Source organism: Paenibacillus sp. FSL K6-1217 (assembly GCF_045040735.1).
GTDB lineage: Bacteria > Bacillota > Bacilli > Paenibacillales > Paenibacillaceae > Paenibacillus_AQ.
The window spans coordinates 2,049,362-2,067,311 of the sequence record NZ_CP150271.1; the positions used below are offsets into that span (position 1 = coordinate 2,049,362).

Consider the following 17,950-nt stretch of genomic DNA (forward strand, 5'->3'; position numbering starts at 1 on the left):
CGTTATACTTCCATAATCTCTTTTTCTTTGGACAAGAGCACTTTGTCGACTTCAGCTATGAACTTATCCGTTGATTTCTGGATATCTTCCTGATGTCCATGTGATTCGTCTTCTGAAATGCCGTTCTTCTCCATCTTCTTGATGTCGTCGTTCGCATCGCGGCGGATGTTGCGGATCGCTACCTTAGCTTCTTCACCGAACTTCTTGGTGAACTTCACCAGCTCGGTGCGGCGTTCTTCGGTAAGCGGAGGAATCGACAGGCGGATGATCGTACCGTCATTGGCTGGTGTAATCCCGATGTCGGATTTCATAATCGCCCGCTCGATGTCAGACATCGAGGTTTTGTCCCACGGCTGGATCAGCAGAGTCCGGGAATCCGGTGTGCTGATGTTGGCCAACTGGTTGATCGGAGTTGGAGCACCGTAATATTCAACCTGGATGCGATCCAGCAGCGACGTCGAAGCACGTCCTGCCCGCAATGTTGCCAAGTCGCGTTTCAGCGCGAGAATCGCTTTTTCCATACGCTCTTCGGCATTCTTCTTAACCGATTGTGGCATTTAATTTACACTCCCTTTAACGATCGTCCCGATCTTTTCGCCGAGAACGACGCGTTTGATATTGCCTTGCTCTGTAATAGCAAACACAATGAGCGGTATATTATTATCCATGCAGAGTGAGGAAGCGGTAGAATCCATAACCCCCAGATTCTTGTTCAGAATATCCATGTAAGTAAGCTGCTCGTATTTCACGGCTGTGCTGTCCTTGAACGGATCTGCTGAGTAGACGCCGTCTACCTTGTTCTTGGCCATCAGGATAACCTCGGCTTCAATCTCGGCTGCTCTAAGCGCTGCCGTAGTATCTGTCGAGAAGAACGGATTCCCTGTTCCGGCGGCAAAAATAACTACGCGGCCCTTCTCCAGATGCCGGATCGCCCGGCGGCGGATATAAGGCTCAGCAATCTGCTGCATGGCGATGGAGGTCTGCACCCGGGTTGGGACATCGATCTGCTCCAGAGCATCTTGCAATGCCAGCGAGTTCATCACCGTTGCCAGCATGCCCATATAATCGGCTGTCGCCCGGTCAATACCGCTTGCACTTCCGGCGATTCCGCGCCAGATGTTGCCTCCGCCGCACACAATCGCAACCTGAACTCCAAGCTCCACGACTTCCTTGACCTGCTCCGCAATAGAGATGATCGTATCGGCATCGATGCCATAGCCATTCTGTCCGGCGAGCGATTCACCGCTCACCTTAAGGACTACTCTCTTAAATACCGGCTGTTCCAAATGTATACCCTCACTTTCTTACAAAAGACGGAACACTTCTTGTATGTGTTCCGCTCTTTTGATGCTTGCCTGTATTCAATTCTTATTCAATGCTTCGCAGCAATTATTGTTTAACTTGTGCCATAACTTCTTCTACGAAGTTGTCGACTTTCTTCTCAAGACCTTCACCCAGTTCGAAACGAACGAAGCGGCGGATTGTGATGTTTTCGCCAATGGTGCTTATTTTTTCATTCAGCAGTTGGGAAACGGTCTTATCAGGGTCTTTAACGAAGGATTGCTCCATCAGGCAGTATTCTTCATAGAACTTGCTGATGCGGCCTTCCACCATTTTTTCAACGATTTTCTCAGGCTTGCCTTCGTTCAGCGCTTGAGCCTTAAGAATTTCTTTTTCCTTCTCAACGTCTGCAGAAGGCACTTCTTCACGGCGCACATACAGCGGGTTCGCTGCTGCGATCTGCATGGCGATATCACGGGCAAATTCTCTAAAGGAATCGGTTTTGCCTACGAAGTCAGTTTCGCAGTTGATTTCTACCAGAACGCCGATCCGGCCGCCAGCGTGGATGTAAGATTCTACAGTACCTTCCGTAGCAATACGTCCTGCTTTGTTAGCTGCTGCGGACAGACCTTTTTCACGAAGCAATTCTGCTGCTTTGGTGATGTCGTTGTTTGCTTCTTCCAGCGCTTTCTTACAATCAAGCATTCCTGCCCCTGTTCTTTCACGAAGTTCCTTCACTGCTTTTGCATCTACTGCCATTGTTATTCCCTCCAGGATCATAGTCGTTGTCATACGCAGGCATAAAATGTTACGTGCTTGCATTTTAAAAAAAGGGCAGTGAGAGGTTATCCACCTGCCAACCACCCTTTTCATTTATGTTCTTATTTATGTTCCGGTTGCTACTTAAGCTGTAGTTGTGTCTTCGCCCTGATGAGCTTCAACAACAGCATCAGCCATCTTACCAGTCAAGAGTTTCACGGCGCGGATCGCGTCGTCATTGCCTGGAATTACGTAGTCAATTTCGTCCGGATCGCAGTTAGTATCAACGATAGCTACGATAGGAATACCCAATTTGCGAGCTTCTGCTACTGCAATGCGCTCTTTACGCGGGTCAATGATGAACAGCGCGCTTGGAAGACCTTTCATGTTCTTGATACCGCCCAGGAATTTCTCAAGACGATCTTTCTCTTTGCGGAGAAGGATAACTTCTTTCTTAGGCAATACTGCAAAGGTACCGTCTTCTTCCCAAGCTTCCAATTTCTTCAGGCGGTCAATACGCTTCTGAATAGTCTGGAAGTTAGTCAGGGTACCACCGAGCCAACGCTGGTTAATGAAGAACATACCCGAACGTTCAGCTTCTTCTTTTACGGAATCCTGTGCCTGCTTCTTTGTTCCTACAAATAGGATTGTGCCGTTGTCGCCAGCGACGCTCTTTACAAAGTTGTAAGCTTCCTCTACCTTCTTGACTGTTTTTTGCAAGTCAATAATGTAAATTCCGTTTCTTTCAGTGAAGATATAACGATCCATCTTTGGGTTCCAACGACGAGTCTGGTGACCGAAGTGTACCCCAGCTTCGAGAAGCTGCTTCATGGAGATTACTGCCATCTTCACACACCTCCTAAGTTTGGTTTATTGTGTGTCTCCTCCGCCGCGTGTCATCTTTCAGCAAGACTTTCTTCAGAAGAAAGCACCCCTTGTCGAAATCAACCGGCGTGTGTTTTAACACCGTCAATTAATATATCATATTAAAACAACCTATGCAACGATTACTTTTTTACGGTAATCAGCTTGTCAATAATGGAGTTAATGCTCTCTCCCTTGGTGAAGCTATAGCTGCCGTATTGAATGATGGTGTTCACCTTACGGCTGTCCGCTGTCTGGAGAAATTTGTTCTTATCCTCGATTACCCCGGCTTCCGCAAGCAGATCCGCCGTCTGGGCGAGGGTAATTCCAGTGGGGATCTTTAGAGAAATCACCCCGTTCACAGCAGCCGCAGGCGCTTCAGGCGTAGCCGGAGCCTGGGTAACAGGCTCTGTGGTACTCTGCGGCTGTGCAGGAGCTGATGGCTTCCCCGGAGCCGCAGCGGCGCTTGGCGTTGCAGCCGGCTTGGGCGGAACTGCTGGCGCTTGTGATGCAGTTGGGTTGGCTTTCGCTGAAGACTCCGTTGCCGCCTGGGAAGGCTGGGCCCCGGCTCCTTGCTCCGGCGATGGCGTTGCTGTTGCTGTTGCAGAAGCCGCCGCCGGATCTACAACTGTGAGATTCAGACGGGTTGCTTGCCGGATCAGCTCTTCTTTGGTCAGCGGCACCGCCCGCCCGGCTATCATCAGCTGCAGCAGCAGCGCACCGGCAATCAGTCCGACTCCTAATCCCAGCATAAAGAACCTGTTCTTCATCATACCGATTCCTCCTGCTGGGCAAGCTGCAGAATCAGTTGCACCTCTCCCCGCTGCAGGCCAGCGGTCTTAGCGATAGAATCGATCGATTTCCCCTGCTCATGCAGCTCGAATAGCCGGGGATACCGTAGCTTAATGGAGCTGACAGGCTTTGGCTTAACAGGAGGTTCAACCGCAACCGCTGGCTCAGCGCCTTGGGGATTCTCCGCGAAGCCGGATGGAGCTTCACGCGGTAAGGTGGCTGCCAGCTGAAGCAGCCCCTTCTCTTCGGCAGTCAGCCGGGCATCCATAAGCAGCAGGCTCTTCTGCAGCTCGCCCACCTGCTCCCGCAGTACACCGATCTCTTCCTGAAGGGCTGCCTTATTGCTCTGTGACTGAGTCTTAATACTGCCCACCAGCTTCAGCAGCTCTGAGTTCTCATGCTCGATGTCAGCCATGTAGAGCTCCAGAGCCGCCTCTGTCTCCTTCAGGCTCTTCTTCTCCGAGTCTTCTCTGCCCGCCTTGGCCGGCAGCCGCAGGGCATAAAGAATAGCAACTGCGCCTACCAGCACGATGTATACCCAAGGTTCCAAGTGTGTAATCTCCTTCTGCGTTTAATTCATAGGATGCCTTAACTGCATTTGCAGTTATTCTGGTCCAAATCAGAGACTGAAATCAATACGGTGCCCCTTATAGGGATGTTCGGCATCATGGGTGTTCTCCTGTTTGTCCTGCTTGCGCGGATGAGGCTGACTGCCTGAGCCGCTTCCCTTGCCGCCGTCCCGCAGCGCCGCTTCGGCTGATTCGTCCACCTCCGTGCTGCGCAGCGAGATTTCCTGGCTATGCTTGACATTCTGGCCTGCCAATTGCTGCTGGTCGAGTGCAGGACGCTGCTGAAGGTTGTTTTGAACCTTGCCCGCATCATGAGTGCGTGGCAGTGCAATTTGCAGTTCCACCGGTTTCAGACTCATAAGATCCCTCTTCTCCGCTCATGGGTTTCAGAATCAAGGAATGGCAGGCCGCCACGGCTGCCCGCCTGATTACACGTACGGTATGATAGATATATCCCCTTCACTATAAATGAAGGTTACCCGCTCCGTCGGGTCCTTGACGAACCTCGTGTATCTGCCGATTACGATCTTGGAGCCTCCATAGATCGTCTTGACGACATCAACCTTAGCTCTGCCGGTGTCCTCCAGCATGCGCTCGATCTCCAGCACACGCTCTTTAATTCTCTTTTCATCACGCATATGGGACTGCTTGGTGGCATTAAGCTTGACGCGAAGCGCCACCTTGTCCGGCGATAGCTGCCCATTGTTCGCCAGCTGATTAAGCAGATACAACGCCTTATTGGTCTTGTCCTCATTCTCGAGAAGCTGCCGCAGCTCCTGGCGCAGTTCGTTGATCTCATTTCTCAGCTCGGGAACAACGCCCACTTCAATCGCTGTAGCTGTAGACATGGTATTACCGATGGTACGGGCAATCACGCGCTCACCTGCCTGTACGATACCGCCGACGATTAAGCCTTTGGCCCCGTTGCACAGTACATCATGACCTGCCCGGATGCTGGAATGCATAATGCTCTGGGAGACGATAATATCCTCCCCGGCCACAACATTGCCCTCCTGGATGAACGAGACCTTAACATTTTTACCGGCACTTACGTGGCCTTTATTATATCCGATGATACCACCGGTAATCTCGATGGACCCGCCCGCTATCAGTTCTGCCCCCTCTACCCCGCCGACCACCCGGATATCTCCTGCGGATTTGACGGTGAAGCCGGTAAGCACATTGCCGCGGATGACCACCGTGCCCACGAAATCAATATTGCCTGTGCTGTAATCCACATCCCCGTTGATTTCATACACCGGAAATACATTGATCTTGCCTTTGTCTGTCAGCGTAACCAATCCGTCGATCGCCGAATACATAGAGGTCTCTTCCTGATCCACCACCACATTCTTGCCGACCTTGAAATGAGCCTCCTTTCCTGCACGGAACGGAAGCTCCTCTCCGGTCACCATCTTGCCGCTCACGCCGCCTGCCGCCGGGATAACCTTGGCAATAAGCTGTCCCTTTCTTACATTGTGGAGCCGGACCAGCTCTTTGTAATCCACCTTGCCGTCCTCTTTCTCCAGCGGCTTGCGGTCCTCCTCCATATCAACGGTCAGCACCACGCGTCCATCCTTGCCGTTGACAGCAGGCTGTCCAATCGCAATAGGCACCCGGTTCCAGAAGTATTCTTCCGGGTTGCTGCTGATCCGCTGAACAATATCATGCTGGATGCCGAAACGAATATTGTGACTGGACAGGAAGCTCTCAAGGTCCTCTACTGAACAGGTGAAATTCTCATCCTTCTTGGTGAACTGAAGGTAAGCAATCCCCTTATCCTCCGAAAAAGTAATACTCAGGTATTGGCTCAACACATATTGACCGATCAATTTCTGCTCCCCCTTGTCACCGTCACCCGGTTAATCATTTTGCATTAGAAGGTCCCGGTTCTTCTCAAGTGTTCCTCTTAGCCGCAAAATAGCTTTGGAATGAAGCTGGGAGATTCGCGAAGGAGACAGTGACATCACTTCCGCAATCTCGCTTAAGGATAAATCCTCATAATATAAAAGGGACACGACGGTCCGTTCTTTCACTGTTAGTTTCTCGATGCCCTTGGTTAGCGTATCCCGCAGGTAGAACTCATTCACTTTACGGTCCGGATTCTTGGCCTTGTCATCTACCAATATGGACATTCTTGTCTCTGATTCTTCTTCACGTATAGGATCTTCGAGTGAACAGAGCGACATGACAGCAACATCCTGCAGCATCGTCTGAAACTCCGTTTCCGAAATATTCAGATACTGGCTCATTTCATCGTCACTTACCGATCTCAAATACTTTTGCTCCAGCTGCTGGTAGGCATCCTCGATTTTTTTCGCTTTTTCGCGTACGGATCTGGGAACCCAGTCACTTTGCCGCAGAGAATCAAGGATTGCTCCCCGTACCCGCCACGATGCATAAGTCTGGAATTGAAGCCCCCGCTTGTAGTCGAATTTTTCGATGGCGTCAATGAGTCCCATGACACCGTTGCTGGCCAAATCGTCCTTGGAGACGTTTTTGGGCAGCCCTACTGCCAGACGGCTGGACACATAATCAACAATATGGAGATAACTCTCAATCAGCTTTTTTTTGGCTTCAGGATCGCCGTGCTCTTTCCACTGCTCCCAAAGAACGTCTGTTTCCGACTGAGCTGCTTTACGCTCGTTCAACGGCTTTCACCCTTCCCAAAGTTTAGTCAGCGGGCCTCATGCGGCGCAAGATGACGGACTTCGCCGCAGCACTCGCTTATTCTTCTTTCAGGTGACGAACGGCCTTGGCCAATTCTTCAGGATCTTTCATAGAGACTAGCTTCGGAGGCTGCAAAGGCGTGAACCCCCCGGGCTCTTCACTGGCCGCCTCCCTTTTCGGGGTCAGCAGGTCCTTGAGCTCCTGATCCTCTTCCGGTGTACTAATATCAAGCTTAACGCCAAGTGACTCTCCGTTATCGAACAAACCGGACTCCGGGTCTGGGGATGCTTCTGCGCCGGTAATAAAACCCAATACCCATCTCAGGATGAAAGCAAGCACAAACCAGATAATAAATCCGTACATGCCCCGGATCAGGCTGGTACCCAGCAGGTTCTGTCCGTTGTTCGCAAGGAAGGTTAGTACAAATCCCGTCAGTCCGGCCACAACATTCAGCAATAGTTTCCGGCTCATGGCTAAATTTCCTTCGGGCCTTTTTGAACGCTGCGGATAAAAATCACTCCGGTGGTGCAGGAGATTTCTATCGTGCGCCCATAATTGCCGCCCGTATCCTCCGCAATAAGCGGAATATGAAGGTTGTCGAGAGCAAGCTTGCAGGATTCCACATTTCGAGGCCCGATCCTCATGGTGTCACTCCCTCCGGCAAAAGCAAACATCTGCGAGCCTCCGGCCATCTTGGCCACAATCCGGCTTCTAACCGCTCCCAGCTCCAGCAGGCGGGCCAAAAGCTCAGGCACGGCGGTATCTGCGAACTTGGCAATGTTCAGCTGCCCTTCCCGGGCAATCTCTGACGAGGGCAGCATCACATGAGCCATCCCCGCCAGCTTTTTACCGGGATCAAACAGGGTCAGACCTACGCAGGAGCCAAGACCGGTCGTACGAATCAGGCTGTCCTGGCTGCCCACGTTCAAATCCGCCATCCCTACTTTAATGATGCTCTGCTCTTCAATCATTGTCGAACGGTACTCCTAAAGCCTTGAATATTTTGGGGAACGATTCCGGATCGGGAATAAGGAAGAATTGTCCTTCAATTTCATTTTGGCCTTCTAAAAATGTCGTATCGATCAGCAGCGCATCATCGCCCATCTGACCGAACTGCAGCAGCCCGTAGCCCAGTATGGCTCCGGCCATATCCATCGCAAGCGCCGGCACGGTCGGATACATGGACAGGGAGGTGAAGTCCGCCAGGGAAGAGAGGTAGGAGCCGGCCAGGATATTGCCGATCTCGCTTAATGCGGATAACTCCATCTCACTCAGCTCACCGCCGCCGGAGACTTCAATTCCGGCAATCCGGCTGAGCAGGTTGCTCGCAGCTTCCGGTGTAAGAATGAAGAACAGGTTACCCGGGGCTTCACCTTCCACGCGCAGGAACACCGCATACACCAGTTCCTCTGCTCCGCCCACCTTATCGGTGATCTCCTCGAAGCTGAGCAGCTGTACCTTTGGAACCGCCATGTCAATCGGCTTATTGAGCAGCTGGGACAAGGCAGTGGCAGCATTGCCGGCTCCGATGTTCCCTACTTCCTTAAGCACATCCATCTTGAAGTCTTTGAAGTTCTTGAATAGCTCCATAGGCTAGCCCTCCAGGCTTTCCAGCTGCACGATTTCACTCTTGTTCAGCACTTCAGACAGGTTAAGCATAATCAGCAGACGGTCATCCCCAATTTTGGCTACTCCGTCCAGATACTTCGCTTTGATGCCGCCCACGACATCCGGCGGTACATCAATAATATCACGGTTCAAGTCGATGACGTCATTGGCTGAATCGACAATGAAGCCCACTTCCATCTCATTCACATTCACGATAATGATCCGGGTCTGGTCCGTATGCTCCGCTTCCTCGATACCGAATCGTCCGCGCAGATCGATAACCGGAATCACCACACCGCGCAGATTGATCACACCTTTGATGAATGAATAGGTCTTCGGTACGCGGGTAATCGGCATCATACGTTCAATCGTCTGGACCTTCTCTACTTCAATGCCGTATTCTTCAGTGCCAAGCTTGAATACAATTACTTTGATATCTTCAGCCATGGAATGACCCTCCCTGTTCTAACCTGATTATTTGATAAAAGCATTCGGATCGATAATGAGCGCTACCTGTCCGTCCCCAAGAATCGTGGCTCCCGAAATTCCCTGCACCTCAGGCAGATACTTGCCGAGGTTCTTGATCACAATCTCGTTCTGGCCAATGAAGTCCTGCACAGCCAGAGCAACCAGCCGTTCTCCCTTGCGGACAACCACGATCTCCGTCTCCTCTTCCGTGCTTTCATCATAGTCCGGAATGGAGAAGATCTTGCTCAGGGAGACCAGCGGAATATGACTGCCCCGGAACTCCAACATCCGGTTGCCGTGAATGGTGCGGATCTGGGATTGCTTCACAATTCCGGTCTCTACAATAGAAGAGAGCGGAATGGCGTATTTCTCTGAGCCGAGGCGAACCAGCATCGCGGCGATGATCGACAGGGTCAGCGGAAGCTGAACGGAGAAATTCGTACCTTTGCCCGGTGTTGAATAGATGGTGACGTTGCCGCCCAGCGAAGAGATTTTGGCTTTGACCACATCCAGCCCGACGCCCCGGCCCGATACGTCAGAGATCACCTCAGCCGTACTGAAGCCCGGCGCGAAGAGCAGCTGGTACGCTTCGTCGTCCGACATCGTATTTGCCTGCTCCTGGGTAATCGCGCCTTTTTTGACGGCAGAGGCCAGTACATTCTTCGGATAGATGCCCCTGCCATCCTCTTCAATCTCAATGAAGACATGATTGCCGCTATGGAAGGCCCGGAGCTGCACGGTTCCTGACTCCGGCTTCCCGGCAGCAACCCGGTCACCGATAGATTCAATCCCGTGGTCGACCGCGTTGCGCAGCAGATGCACCAGCGGATCGCCAATCTCATCAATCACCGTACGGTCAAGCTCCGTATCGGCTCCTGTGATGATTAGATCCACCTTCTTGTCCAGCGATTTCGCCAGATCGCGGATCATCCGCGGGAACCGGTTAAATACGGTGTCCACCGGAACCATGCGGAGCTTCATGACTATATTCTGCAAATCTCCGCTCACCCGGCCCATATGCTCGACCGTTTCGGTAAGATCCCCGTTCTGGACCTCGGAGGCCAGCTGCTCCAGCCGGACACGGTCAATCAGCAGCTCGCTGAACAGATTCATCAGCACATCCAGCCGCTCGATATCCACACGGATGGTCCGGGAAGGCGACGGCGTTCCGCCTGTGCGGGCCGGGGCAGCTTTGCCGTTCTCTTCCTTGGAATGCAGTGAAGCGGCGGGAGAAGCATTATTGGCAGACGCGGGAGCAGACTCCTGCACCGGAGCCGGAGCAGGCGCTTCGGCGGTAGCTGCCGCAGTGTCTTGTCCCATCTGGCGGAGTGACTCCTGATCGAGTGCTACAGCCGTAACCGCTTCGATCTCCGACAGATTCAAAATCATCTTCTGAATCTCACTTGCATCCTTTTGGGTTATGTAGTACAGGGAGAATCCATAATCGAATTTCTCCTGTTCTATGTCCTGAACCGAAGGGAAGGATTTGACGACTTCTCCTGAACGCTCCAGAAGGTCAAAGACCATATAGGCACGTACGGCTTTGAGCTGACAATCCTTGCGGATAGCCACATCCACATACAGCACCTGATGGCCTTCCTGTAGGGACTGCTCCAGCACAGAGTACTGGAATTCATCCAGGAATACCTGGGCGGCGCTCGCATTGCCGGACGCAGCTGCCGTTACTTCGGCAGAAGCATTGCCGGCGGAAGGGACCTCACCGCGAACGATAGCCTGCAGGGAAGAGACAATGGCCGTTACATCGGCCTTGCCCGCGCCCCCGCCGGTGATATCCTCCACCATGGATTCCAGAGCGTCAATACTTTTGAACAGGGTGTCAAAAATGAAGTCCTGCATCCGCAGTTTGTTATTGCGCACCAGATCCAGCACGTTCTCCATCTGATGCGTAAGCGAAGCCAAATCTTCAAAACCCATTGTAGCCGCCATACCTTTCAAGGTATGGGCGGAGCGGAAAATCACCTGAACAATACTCAGATCCTCCGGATTCGCTTCCAGCCCCATCATGCTCTCGTTCAAAGACTGCAGATGATCATTTGACTCATCAATAAACATGGATAAGTATTGGTTCATGTCCATGAGCGGGTACCTCCCCTTCAAGTTCGCAATTCCATTATTTAACGGCTTGTACCAGCCTTGGAGCAATTTCTTGCAAAGGCAGGATGTGTCTTACACACTTCAACTCTACTGCAGACCTCGGCATTCCGTAAACCACACAGGTCTCTTCACTCTCTGCAAAGGTCGATGTCACCCCCGAATCATAGAGTGCTTTCATCATACGGGCCCCGTCGCTGCCCATCCCCGTCATAATGACGGCGTGACGTTCCAGCGCGGTGAGCTGCAATACCGATTCAAACAGTGTATCTACAGAAGGACGATGTCCATTGCGGACCTCTTCCTTAGTAAGCTCTATCATGTATTGGCCGCCGGCCGCCGGAACCACTGTCAGGTGATATCCCCCGGGGGCAATATACGCCGCGCCCTGCCGGAGAACCATCCCGTGCTCCGCTTCCGCAACCTCCAGTGCACTGAAGGTATTCAGCCGCTGAGCCAGCGATTTGGTGAAGTTGGGCGGCATGTGCTGGACAATGACAATCGGTGCCGGAAAATCACCGGGGATATTCTCCAGGAACGCCTTCAGCGCTCTCGGACCTCCGGTTGAGCAACCTACAGCAACCAGCTTACGCACGCTCCGGCTTCCGCTTGCCTGGCCTCCGGTGGCAACAGGAGGCTCGATGAACGAGCCTGCCGCAGTCTCGGCAGCCGCCCGTTGTCCCGGCAATCCGGCGCCCTTCTCCTCCCGGGACCGGCCTTTGAACCTTTCGGGTGCCGGTTTGGGCACTGGAGGCGCGGGCTTGACCACCCGCTTCGCAGTCAGCGGCTCAGTGCCGGTCTCCGGCTTCCGCTTGTCAACAGGCGGCTCAACCGGCGCCTTGGCTCTAGGCTTCTCCGTGCCTTGGAGCGGCAGCTTACCGGCTTCTTTTTTGAACGGCTCCGGTATCCGTCTCACTGGCTCCACTACAGCTCGCGGAGCAGGCGGCTCAGCGGCGGGTGGCGGCTCCGGCGGTTTGGCGGCAGAAGCGCGGGCTTCCCGCTGCTCACGTGCCAGCATGGCCTCCTTCATCTGCTCCCGGAGGGATTCTCCGACAGCGATGATATCCTGGGAGTTTGAAATGGACGGCTTTCGGATGAAATCGAAAGCCCCCCACTCCAAGGCCAGAATCGTCTCCTTCATGCCCTCTTCATTAATGCCCGACAGCATAATCACCGGAAGCGGACGCTGGGCCATGATGATTTTGAGTGCCTCCAGGCCATTCATCTCCGGCATCTCCACATCCATGGTTACGAGATCCGGGCGAAGCTCGTTCACCTTCTCAATCGCCTCGCGCCCGTTCGCAGCCGTTGCTGTCACTTGAAAATCGGCATCATTCTCTATCAAATCGGAAATGATCTTGCGCATGAACGCAGAATCATCAACAACCAGAACTTTATATGGCCTCATAGCTTTTCCACCTCTGCCCTCAAATTCAGAACAATTATCTGTTTCGTTTCAACCACTTGCTGATGAATCCCTTGATGCCTTGAACTTTAGCGGTTTCTACTGAATCAGCAGCCAGATAGCTCTGCGCAAGTCTCTGCACATCCCTGGCTGCGATACTGTTCGGAAAAGCCACTGAGAATGGAATTTGTTTCTTCACGGCCTGGACTACATGCGGATCGCTGCTGATATAGCCGAGGAAAGGAAGCTCAAGCTGCAGGAACCGGCTGGCCGCCATGCGGATTTTGTCGCTGGTCGCCCTGGCCTCCCGCTCATCCCCCGCCTGATTGACAATCAGCCGGAACGAGACCTCCTCATGAGAATTATGAACAACCTTCATAAGCGCGTAAGCATCTGTGATTGCAGTAGGCTCGGGTGTGGTCACCACCAGGCAGTCGTCGGCAGAGGTGATGAATTTCATTGTCTCCTTGGAGAGCCCGGCCCCTGTGTCAAACAGGATGAAATCCATACTATCGGCAATGCTTGCAACCTGTGTGGTAAAGTAATTCAGATCCGCCTCCGAGAGGGTGAACAGCTCGTCCATACCGGAGCCCCCGGCAATGAAAGGCAAGCCTAGCGGTCCGAGCTGAATGATCTGTCCGATCTCCGCCTCCCGCTTGAGCAGGTGGTACAGGTTGTACCGGGAAGAGACCCCCATGAGAACATCGATATTGGCCATTCCGATATCGGCATCGAACAGAAGAACTTTCCGTCCCATAGCCTTCAGGGCAAGCGCGAAGTTAAGGGTGAAATTCGACTTCCCGACTCCCCCCTTCCCGCTGCATACCGTAATGATCCGGGCGGTGGCACCGCTTCCGGGAGCCAGCCTTGTATCCTGGCTGGAGACCAGCCGTCTTAACGCCTGCGCCTGGTCCATCACCCGCCCCCTGTTCCCAGCAGCATGCCGCCAATCTGCTCCCCTGTTGCCATAAGAAGATCATCAGGAACGTTCTGTCCGTTGGTAATATAGGAGAGCTTCAGCGGATAATCGTTCAGTACATTGAACAGCGGACCGTAGCTCCCCGTTTCATCCAGCTTCGTGAAGACCACCTTATCCAGCTGGTATCTGCCGAAATGCTCCGCAATCTTTTTCATATCACGGCTCTTCGAGGTCAGGCTCAGCACCAGCAGAGTCTCGCTCTTAAGCTCCTTGGCCAGCAGGCTCTGCAGTTCAGCCACCAGCAGTTCGTTGCGGTAATTCCGTCCGGCGGTATCCATAAGCACCAGATCACAGCTCTCCAGCCGGAACATCGCCCGCTGCAGATCCCCCGGCGACTGGACCACCTCCAGCGGCATATTAAGAATAGAGGCATAGGTTCTAAGCTGTTCCACGGCTGATATCCGGTAAGTGTCCGAGGTAATCAGCCCGACCTTTCGGCCCTGCTTGAACAATTGCTCCGCTGCCAGCTTGGCTATCGTTGTCGTCTTGCCGACGCCTGTCGGACCGGCAATATATACAATCCGTGTATCCGGGGCGATACCTCCAGCAATCCGGTCCGCCAGAAAGCCGTCAATCTGCTCTCTAAGCACTTCTTCGAATCGTTCCGAACTCCAGCCGCTTCCTTCTTCACGATAGCGCTCCAGAACATATCCGATCCATTCCTCTACGAGTACAGCGTCAACCTCCTGGTCAATCAGGCGGCTTCGCCAGGTTTCCAGTGCATCCGGCAGCTCGGCAGCCCCCGAGGAATAACGTGCGATACGTTCCATCCATTGCTTCATGTCCCGGATCTCCCGCAGAACATCACTCTCAGCGGCAGCAGCAGGCTCAGGTTCAGGCTGCTCTGCTGCCGTATCCTCAGAGCGGATATCCGGCGGCTCAGTCTTGGTCAAAGGCGGCATCACCGCGACGCCTCCGCCCTGCTCCAGCGGATCAGCCAGTGCTGCGGCAATCTCGGCAAACGACTTCCCCGCTGCCGCCTCCCTCACCGTCACAGGCGGCGGGAGGGGAGGCGCAGCGGCTGAGGCAGCCTTCTGATAAGCCTCTGGCACAGCCTTTCGCGGTACATTCATCGGCGGTGCAGGAATCTTCTCCTGCGCGGCCGCCTTTGTACCGTTCTCTACAGCAGCCACAACCTCAATCTTCTTTTTCGTGAACATGCCCATAAATCCGCCAACCTTTATTTCTTTGGTGCTTAAAATAACGGCATCGCTTCCAAGCTCGCTGCGGATCGAATGCATGGCGTCAGGCATCGTATCGACCACATAACGCTTCACTCTCATAAGTTCACCACCCCGACGCTTTGAATTTCAATGTTTGGCTCCAGCTCGCTGTAGGACAACACCGGGATATCCTGCATGGTTCGCTCAATAACCTGGCGCAAATACATGCGGATCGTTGGAGAGGTCAGTACAATCGGCTGCTGGCCGGATTGCAGGAGACGGTTGATCTGCTCCGTAAGCCGCTGATAGACGGTTTGGGTAGAGACCGGATCGAGCGCCAGATAACTGCCCTGCTCCGTCTGCTGTACGCTCTCGGATATCTTTTTCTCAAGTCCGGGACCCACTGTAATGACACGCAGGGTCTCCCCCGTCTGAGAGAACTGCTGGGTAATCTGTCTGGAGAGGGATTGCCGCACATATTCAGTCAAAATATCAGGGTCCTTGGTATATGTGCCGTAGTCCGCAAGCGTCTCGAAGATAGTTACAAGATCGCGGATCGATATTTTCTCCCGCAGCAGCTTGCCCAGCACCTTCTGTACATCCCCGACTGCAAGAATGGAAGGGATCAGCTCGTCCACCAGCACAGGATAATTCTCCCGCAGATTGTCGACCAGCTGCTTCGTCTCCTGACGTCCCAGCAACTCGTGTCCATGCCGCTTGATCAGCTCGGTCAGATGTGTGGCTACAACGGAAGGCGGGTCAACTACGGTATAGCCGGATAATTCAGCCCGTTCTTTCACCGACTCATCGATCCATAAGGCAGGCAGACCAAAGGATGGTTCAATAGTCTCAATCCCGCTAATCGACTCATCATCATAACCAGGGCTCATGGCCAGATAGTGATTAAGTAATAATTCACCGCCGCCCACGTTATTTCCTTTAATTTTGATGACATATTCATTCGGTTTTAGTTGAATATTGTCGCGAATGCGAATCACCGGCACGACAAGACCCATCTCCAGTGCACATTGCCGTCGAATCATGATGATGCGGTCGAGCAGATCACCGCCCTGTCCCGTATCCGCCAAAGGAATTAGACCATAACCAAATTCGAATTCGATCGGGTCCACCGTAAGCAGATTGATAACACTTTCGGGACTGCGGACCTCTTCGATCTGCTTCTCCTCAACCATTTGTTCATCGGCAATCAGCTGCCTGCTGGCCTTCTGTCCCATACTGTAAGCCGCATATGCCATCAGCCCCGCCAAAGGAAGCGTGGACATAATCGTAATCGGGGTAAAGAACCCCAGAAACGCAATGGTTGCAGCCACTATGTATAGAAGCTTGGGATAGGACAGCAATTGTCCGGTCAGATCCTCGGCCAGATTGCCCTCCGAAGCCGCCCGGGTAACGATCAGACCGGAAGCCGTGGAGATCAGCAGGGCCGGAATCTGGCTGACCAGGCCGTCACCGATGGTCAGGACAGAGTAGGTTGAGAGTGCTGTCTGGAACGACATACCATGAACGGTCATACCGATAATGAAGCCGCCGATCAGGTTGATAATGAGGATGATGATACTGGCAATGGCGTCCCCTTTGACGAACTTGCTCGCACCATCCATAGCTCCGAAGAAATCCGCCTCGCGTTCAACATTGCGGCGGCGTTCCCGTGCCTGCTGCTCATTGATCATCCCTGCATTCAGATCCGCGTCAATACTCATCTGCTTACCGGGCATCGCATCCAGCGTGAAGCGGGCGCCTACCTCGGCCACGCGCTCCGAACCCTTGGTGATGACAATGAACTGAACCACAACCAGGATCAGGAAGACAATGAACCCGATGGCGATCTGTCCCCTGGCAATCCAGCTTCCGAAGGTCGCTACGACCTCCCCGGCATGGCCATCAGCCAGGATCAGCTTGGTTGTTGACAGGTTCAGGGCTAAGCGGAACAGCGTTGTGATCAGGAGCAGTGAAGGAAATATCGAGAACTGCAACGGATCTCTGGTATTCATGGCGACCAATATAATGGTCAGGGCTATCGAGATATTGACAATTAGCAGTACATCCAAAAGCCAGACAGGGATGGGCAGAATCATCATAAGCACAATACCGATAATACCCAGTAGAACTGTTAGATCTTTAGCTTTCAATGTCCTTAACCTCCCCCGGCTTATCTCCTCTTGCCTTTAAGCTTGTATACATAGGCCAGCACTTCGGCAACTGCCTGGAACAGATCGGCCGGTACTACATCACCGATCTCCGCTCTTTGGAACAATGCCCGTGCCAGCGGCTTATTCTCCATCGTTACAACACCATGCTCCTTGGCCAGTTCCCTGATGCGGAGTGCCACATAATCCTGGCCCTTGGCTATTATCTGAGGAGCCTCCATTGTAGAACCGTCATACTTCAGGGCGACTGCAAAGTGGGTCGGATTCGTGATGATAACATCGGCCTTGGGGACCTCCTGCATCATCCGCTGCATCGCCATTCTGCGCTGACGTTCCCTGATCTTGCCTTTGATGATGGGGTCGCCCTCCATCTTTTTGTACTCATCCTTAATGTCCTGTTTGGACATCTTGAGACTCTTCTCATGCTCGTATTTCTGATAGATATAGTCCAGTACAGCCATTATAAAAAGAGCCGCTGCAATCTTGATGCCCAGGCTCATGGTCAGCTTCGCAACGAAGGCGTATGCCCCTTCCGCATCGACATGCGAGAGGCGTGCAAAACTCTCCTTCTGTCCCCAAAGCGTACTGTAAACCAGATAGGCAATCAGGATGAGCTTGAAGATAGATTTGAGGAACTCTACTACGGAACGCATGGAAAAAATATTTTTGAAGCCTTTGATGGGGTTGATCTTGCTGAACTTGGGCGTAATACCTTCGCCTGAAGCCATGAAGCCTACCTGTGCGAAGTTAGCCACGAGCGCCAGCAGGAAGGTGATGCCCAGCAGCGGAGCAAGCAGAATGAGGATCTGCAGCCCATACTGGTTGAACAGTGCAGAGATATTCTCCGGTGTTACCTCAAGCATCATCCGGTTCTGGAATACATCTGTGTAGAGCTTGATAAACCGTTCTTTCATGAAGCCGCCGAAGACGCTCAGTGACAGCAGCGCCGAGAAAAGGACTACCGCACCTGACATTTCAGCACTTTTGGCAACCTGCCCCTTCTTGCGGGCGTCCTGCCGTTTCTTCGGAGTGGCTTTCTCTGTCTTATCTCCTCCGAACAGCTGAAGATTCAGTTTGTATCTAGTCGGCTTAGCCAAGACCATCTCTCCTTA

General features: G+C 52.9%; 19 protein-coding genes. All 19 read right to left on the bottom strand.

Translation table 11 applies throughout. The features are described 5' to 3' along the window. Positions 1-2: 2 nt before the first annotated feature. Positions 3-557 carry a ribosome recycling factor gene (gene frr / locus MHH28_RS09020; RefSeq protein ID WP_405114089.1) on the bottom strand — a complete coding sequence of 185 codons (555 nt, stop codon included), beginning with the start codon at positions 555-557 and terminating at the stop codon, positions 3-5. Further along, positions 558-1,286 carry a UMP kinase gene (gene pyrH, locus MHH28_RS09025; protein ID WP_036692582.1) on the bottom strand — a complete coding sequence of 243 codons (729 nt, stop codon included), beginning with the start codon at positions 1,284-1,286 and terminating at the stop codon, positions 558-560. It lies immediately after the preceding gene. Positions 1,287-1,389: 103 nt separating this feature from the next. Beyond that, on the bottom strand, positions 1,390-2,040 hold the full coding sequence (tsf, locus tag MHH28_RS09030; protein ID WP_405114092.1) for a translation elongation factor Ts: 651 nt from the start codon (positions 2,038-2,040) through the stop codon (positions 1,390-1,392). Between the two features lie 144 nt (positions 2,041-2,184). Further along, a complete protein-coding gene (rpsB, locus tag MHH28_RS09035; RefSeq protein ID WP_036692565.1) occupies positions 2,185-2,886 on the bottom strand; it encodes a 30S ribosomal protein S2 in 702 nt (233 codons plus the stop codon). A 161-nt stretch (positions 2,887-3,047) separates the two neighbouring features. Continuing rightward, positions 3,048-3,677: a hypothetical protein gene (locus MHH28_RS09040; protein ID WP_405114094.1), complete on the bottom strand. Its 630-nt coding sequence runs from the start codon at positions 3,675-3,677 to the stop codon at positions 3,048-3,050. Further along, positions 3,674-4,246: a hypothetical protein gene (locus MHH28_RS09045; protein ID WP_405114097.1), complete on the bottom strand. Its 573-nt coding sequence runs from the start codon at positions 4,244-4,246 to the stop codon at positions 3,674-3,676. Before MHH28_RS09045 ends, MHH28_RS09040 begins: the two co-directional genes overlap by 4 nt. A 69-nt stretch (positions 4,247-4,315) precedes the next feature. Next, positions 4,316-4,624 carry a hypothetical protein gene (locus MHH28_RS09050; RefSeq protein WP_405114099.1) on the bottom strand — a complete coding sequence of 103 codons (309 nt, stop codon included), beginning with the start codon at positions 4,622-4,624 and terminating at the stop codon, positions 4,316-4,318. A gap of 69 nt (positions 4,625-4,693) precedes the next feature. Further along, positions 4,694-6,097, bottom strand: coding sequence for a DUF342 domain-containing protein (locus MHH28_RS09055; protein ID WP_405114101.1), 1,404 nt, complete (start codon positions 6,095-6,097; stop codon positions 4,694-4,696). Positions 6,098-6,127: 30 nt separating this feature from the next. Beyond that, on the bottom strand, positions 6,128-6,916 hold the full coding sequence (locus tag MHH28_RS09060) for a FliA/WhiG family RNA polymerase sigma factor (RefSeq protein ID WP_405114103.1): 789 nt from the start codon (positions 6,914-6,916) through the stop codon (positions 6,128-6,130). A 76-nt stretch (positions 6,917-6,992) separates the two neighbouring features. Next, on the bottom strand, positions 6,993-7,406 hold the full coding sequence (locus tag MHH28_RS09065; protein ID WP_405114105.1) for a hypothetical protein: 414 nt from the start codon (positions 7,404-7,406) through the stop codon (positions 6,993-6,995). A 2-nt stretch (positions 7,407-7,408) separates the two neighbouring features. Then, complete coding sequence (locus MHH28_RS09070) at positions 7,409-7,906, bottom strand: chemotaxis protein CheD (protein ID WP_405114107.1); 498 nt, start codon at positions 7,904-7,906, stop codon at positions 7,409-7,411. Next, on the bottom strand, positions 7,899-8,525 hold the full coding sequence (locus MHH28_RS09075) for a chemotaxis protein CheC (protein WP_405114109.1): 627 nt from the start codon (positions 8,523-8,525) through the stop codon (positions 7,899-7,901). The genes MHH28_RS09070 and MHH28_RS09075 overlap by 8 nt, the downstream gene beginning before the upstream one ends. A 3-nt stretch (positions 8,526-8,528) precedes the next feature. Further along, positions 8,529-8,990 carry a chemotaxis protein CheW gene (locus tag MHH28_RS09080; protein ID WP_036692546.1) on the bottom strand — a complete coding sequence of 154 codons (462 nt, stop codon included), beginning with the start codon at positions 8,988-8,990 and terminating at the stop codon, positions 8,529-8,531. Positions 8,991-9,017: 27 nt separating this feature from the next. Then, a complete protein-coding gene (locus tag MHH28_RS09085; RefSeq protein ID WP_405114111.1) occupies positions 9,018-11,108 on the bottom strand; it encodes a chemotaxis protein CheW in 2,091 nt (696 codons plus the stop codon). A 34-nt stretch (positions 11,109-11,142) separates the two neighbouring features. Continuing rightward, positions 11,143-12,531, bottom strand: a complete 1,389-nt coding sequence (locus tag MHH28_RS09090) for a chemotaxis response regulator protein-glutamate methylesterase (protein ID WP_405114113.1) — start codon at positions 12,529-12,531, stop codon at positions 11,143-11,145. 34 nt (positions 12,532-12,565) lie between these two features. Then, on the bottom strand, positions 12,566-13,447 hold the full coding sequence (locus MHH28_RS09095) for a MinD/ParA family protein (RefSeq protein WP_405114115.1): 882 nt from the start codon (positions 13,445-13,447) through the stop codon (positions 12,566-12,568). Next, positions 13,444-14,790: a flagellar biosynthesis protein FlhF gene (flhF, locus tag MHH28_RS09100; RefSeq protein WP_405114117.1), complete on the bottom strand. Its 1,347-nt coding sequence runs from the start codon at positions 14,788-14,790 to the stop codon at positions 13,444-13,446. The genes MHH28_RS09095 and flhF overlap by 4 nt, the downstream gene beginning before the upstream one ends. Then, positions 14,787-16,820, bottom strand: coding sequence for a flagellar biosynthesis protein FlhA (flhA, locus tag MHH28_RS09105; RefSeq protein WP_405114119.1), 2,034 nt, complete (start codon positions 16,818-16,820; stop codon positions 14,787-14,789). The genes flhF and flhA overlap by 4 nt, the downstream gene beginning before the upstream one ends. A gap of 20 nt (positions 16,821-16,840) precedes the next feature. Further along, positions 16,841-17,935, bottom strand: coding sequence for a flagellar biosynthesis protein FlhB (gene flhB, locus MHH28_RS09110; protein ID WP_405114122.1), 1,095 nt, complete (start codon positions 17,933-17,935; stop codon positions 16,841-16,843). Positions 17,936-17,950 lie beyond the last annotated feature (15 nt).

Excerpts from the sequence above, each read along its gene's own strand:
- MHH28_RS09070 (WP_405114107.1), bottom strand. The coding sequence starts at position 7,906 with ATGATTGAAGAGCAGAGCATCATTAAAGTAGGGATGGCGGATTTGAAC.
- MHH28_RS09050 (WP_405114099.1), bottom strand. The coding sequence starts at position 4,624 with ATGAGTCTGAAACCGGTGGAACTGCAAATTGCACTGCCACGCACTCAT.
- MHH28_RS09065 (WP_405114105.1), bottom strand. The coding sequence starts at position 7,406 with ATGAGCCGGAAACTATTGCTGAATGTTGTGGCCGGACTGACGGGATTT.
- tsf (WP_405114092.1), bottom strand. The coding sequence starts at position 2,040 with ATGGCAGTAGATGCAAAAGCAGTGAAGGAACTTCGTGAAAGAACAGGG.
- MHH28_RS09080 (WP_036692546.1), bottom strand. The coding sequence starts at position 8,990 with ATGGCTGAAGATATCAAAGTAATTGTATTCAAGCTTGGCACTGAAGAA.
- MHH28_RS09090 (WP_405114113.1), bottom strand. The coding sequence starts at position 12,531 with ATGAGGCCATATAAAGTTCTGGTTGTTGATGATTCTGCGTTCATGCGC.
- frr (WP_405114089.1), bottom strand. The coding sequence starts at position 557 with ATGCCACAATCGGTTAAGAAGAATGCCGAAGAGCGTATGGAAAAAGCG.
- rpsB (WP_036692565.1), bottom strand. The coding sequence starts at position 2,886 with ATGGCAGTAATCTCCATGAAGCAGCTTCTCGAAGCTGGGGTACACTTC.
- flhF (WP_405114117.1), bottom strand. The coding sequence starts at position 14,790 with ATGAGAGTGAAGCGTTATGTGGTCGATACGATGCCTGACGCCATGCAT.
- MHH28_RS09085 (WP_405114111.1), bottom strand. The coding sequence starts at position 11,108 with ATGGACATGAACCAATACTTATCCATGTTTATTGATGAGTCAAATGAT.
- MHH28_RS09075 (WP_405114109.1), bottom strand. The coding sequence starts at position 8,525 with ATGGAGCTATTCAAGAACTTCAAAGACTTCAAGATGGATGTGCTTAAG.
- MHH28_RS09040 (WP_405114094.1), bottom strand. The coding sequence starts at position 3,677 with ATGATGAAGAACAGGTTCTTTATGCTGGGATTAGGAGTCGGACTGATT.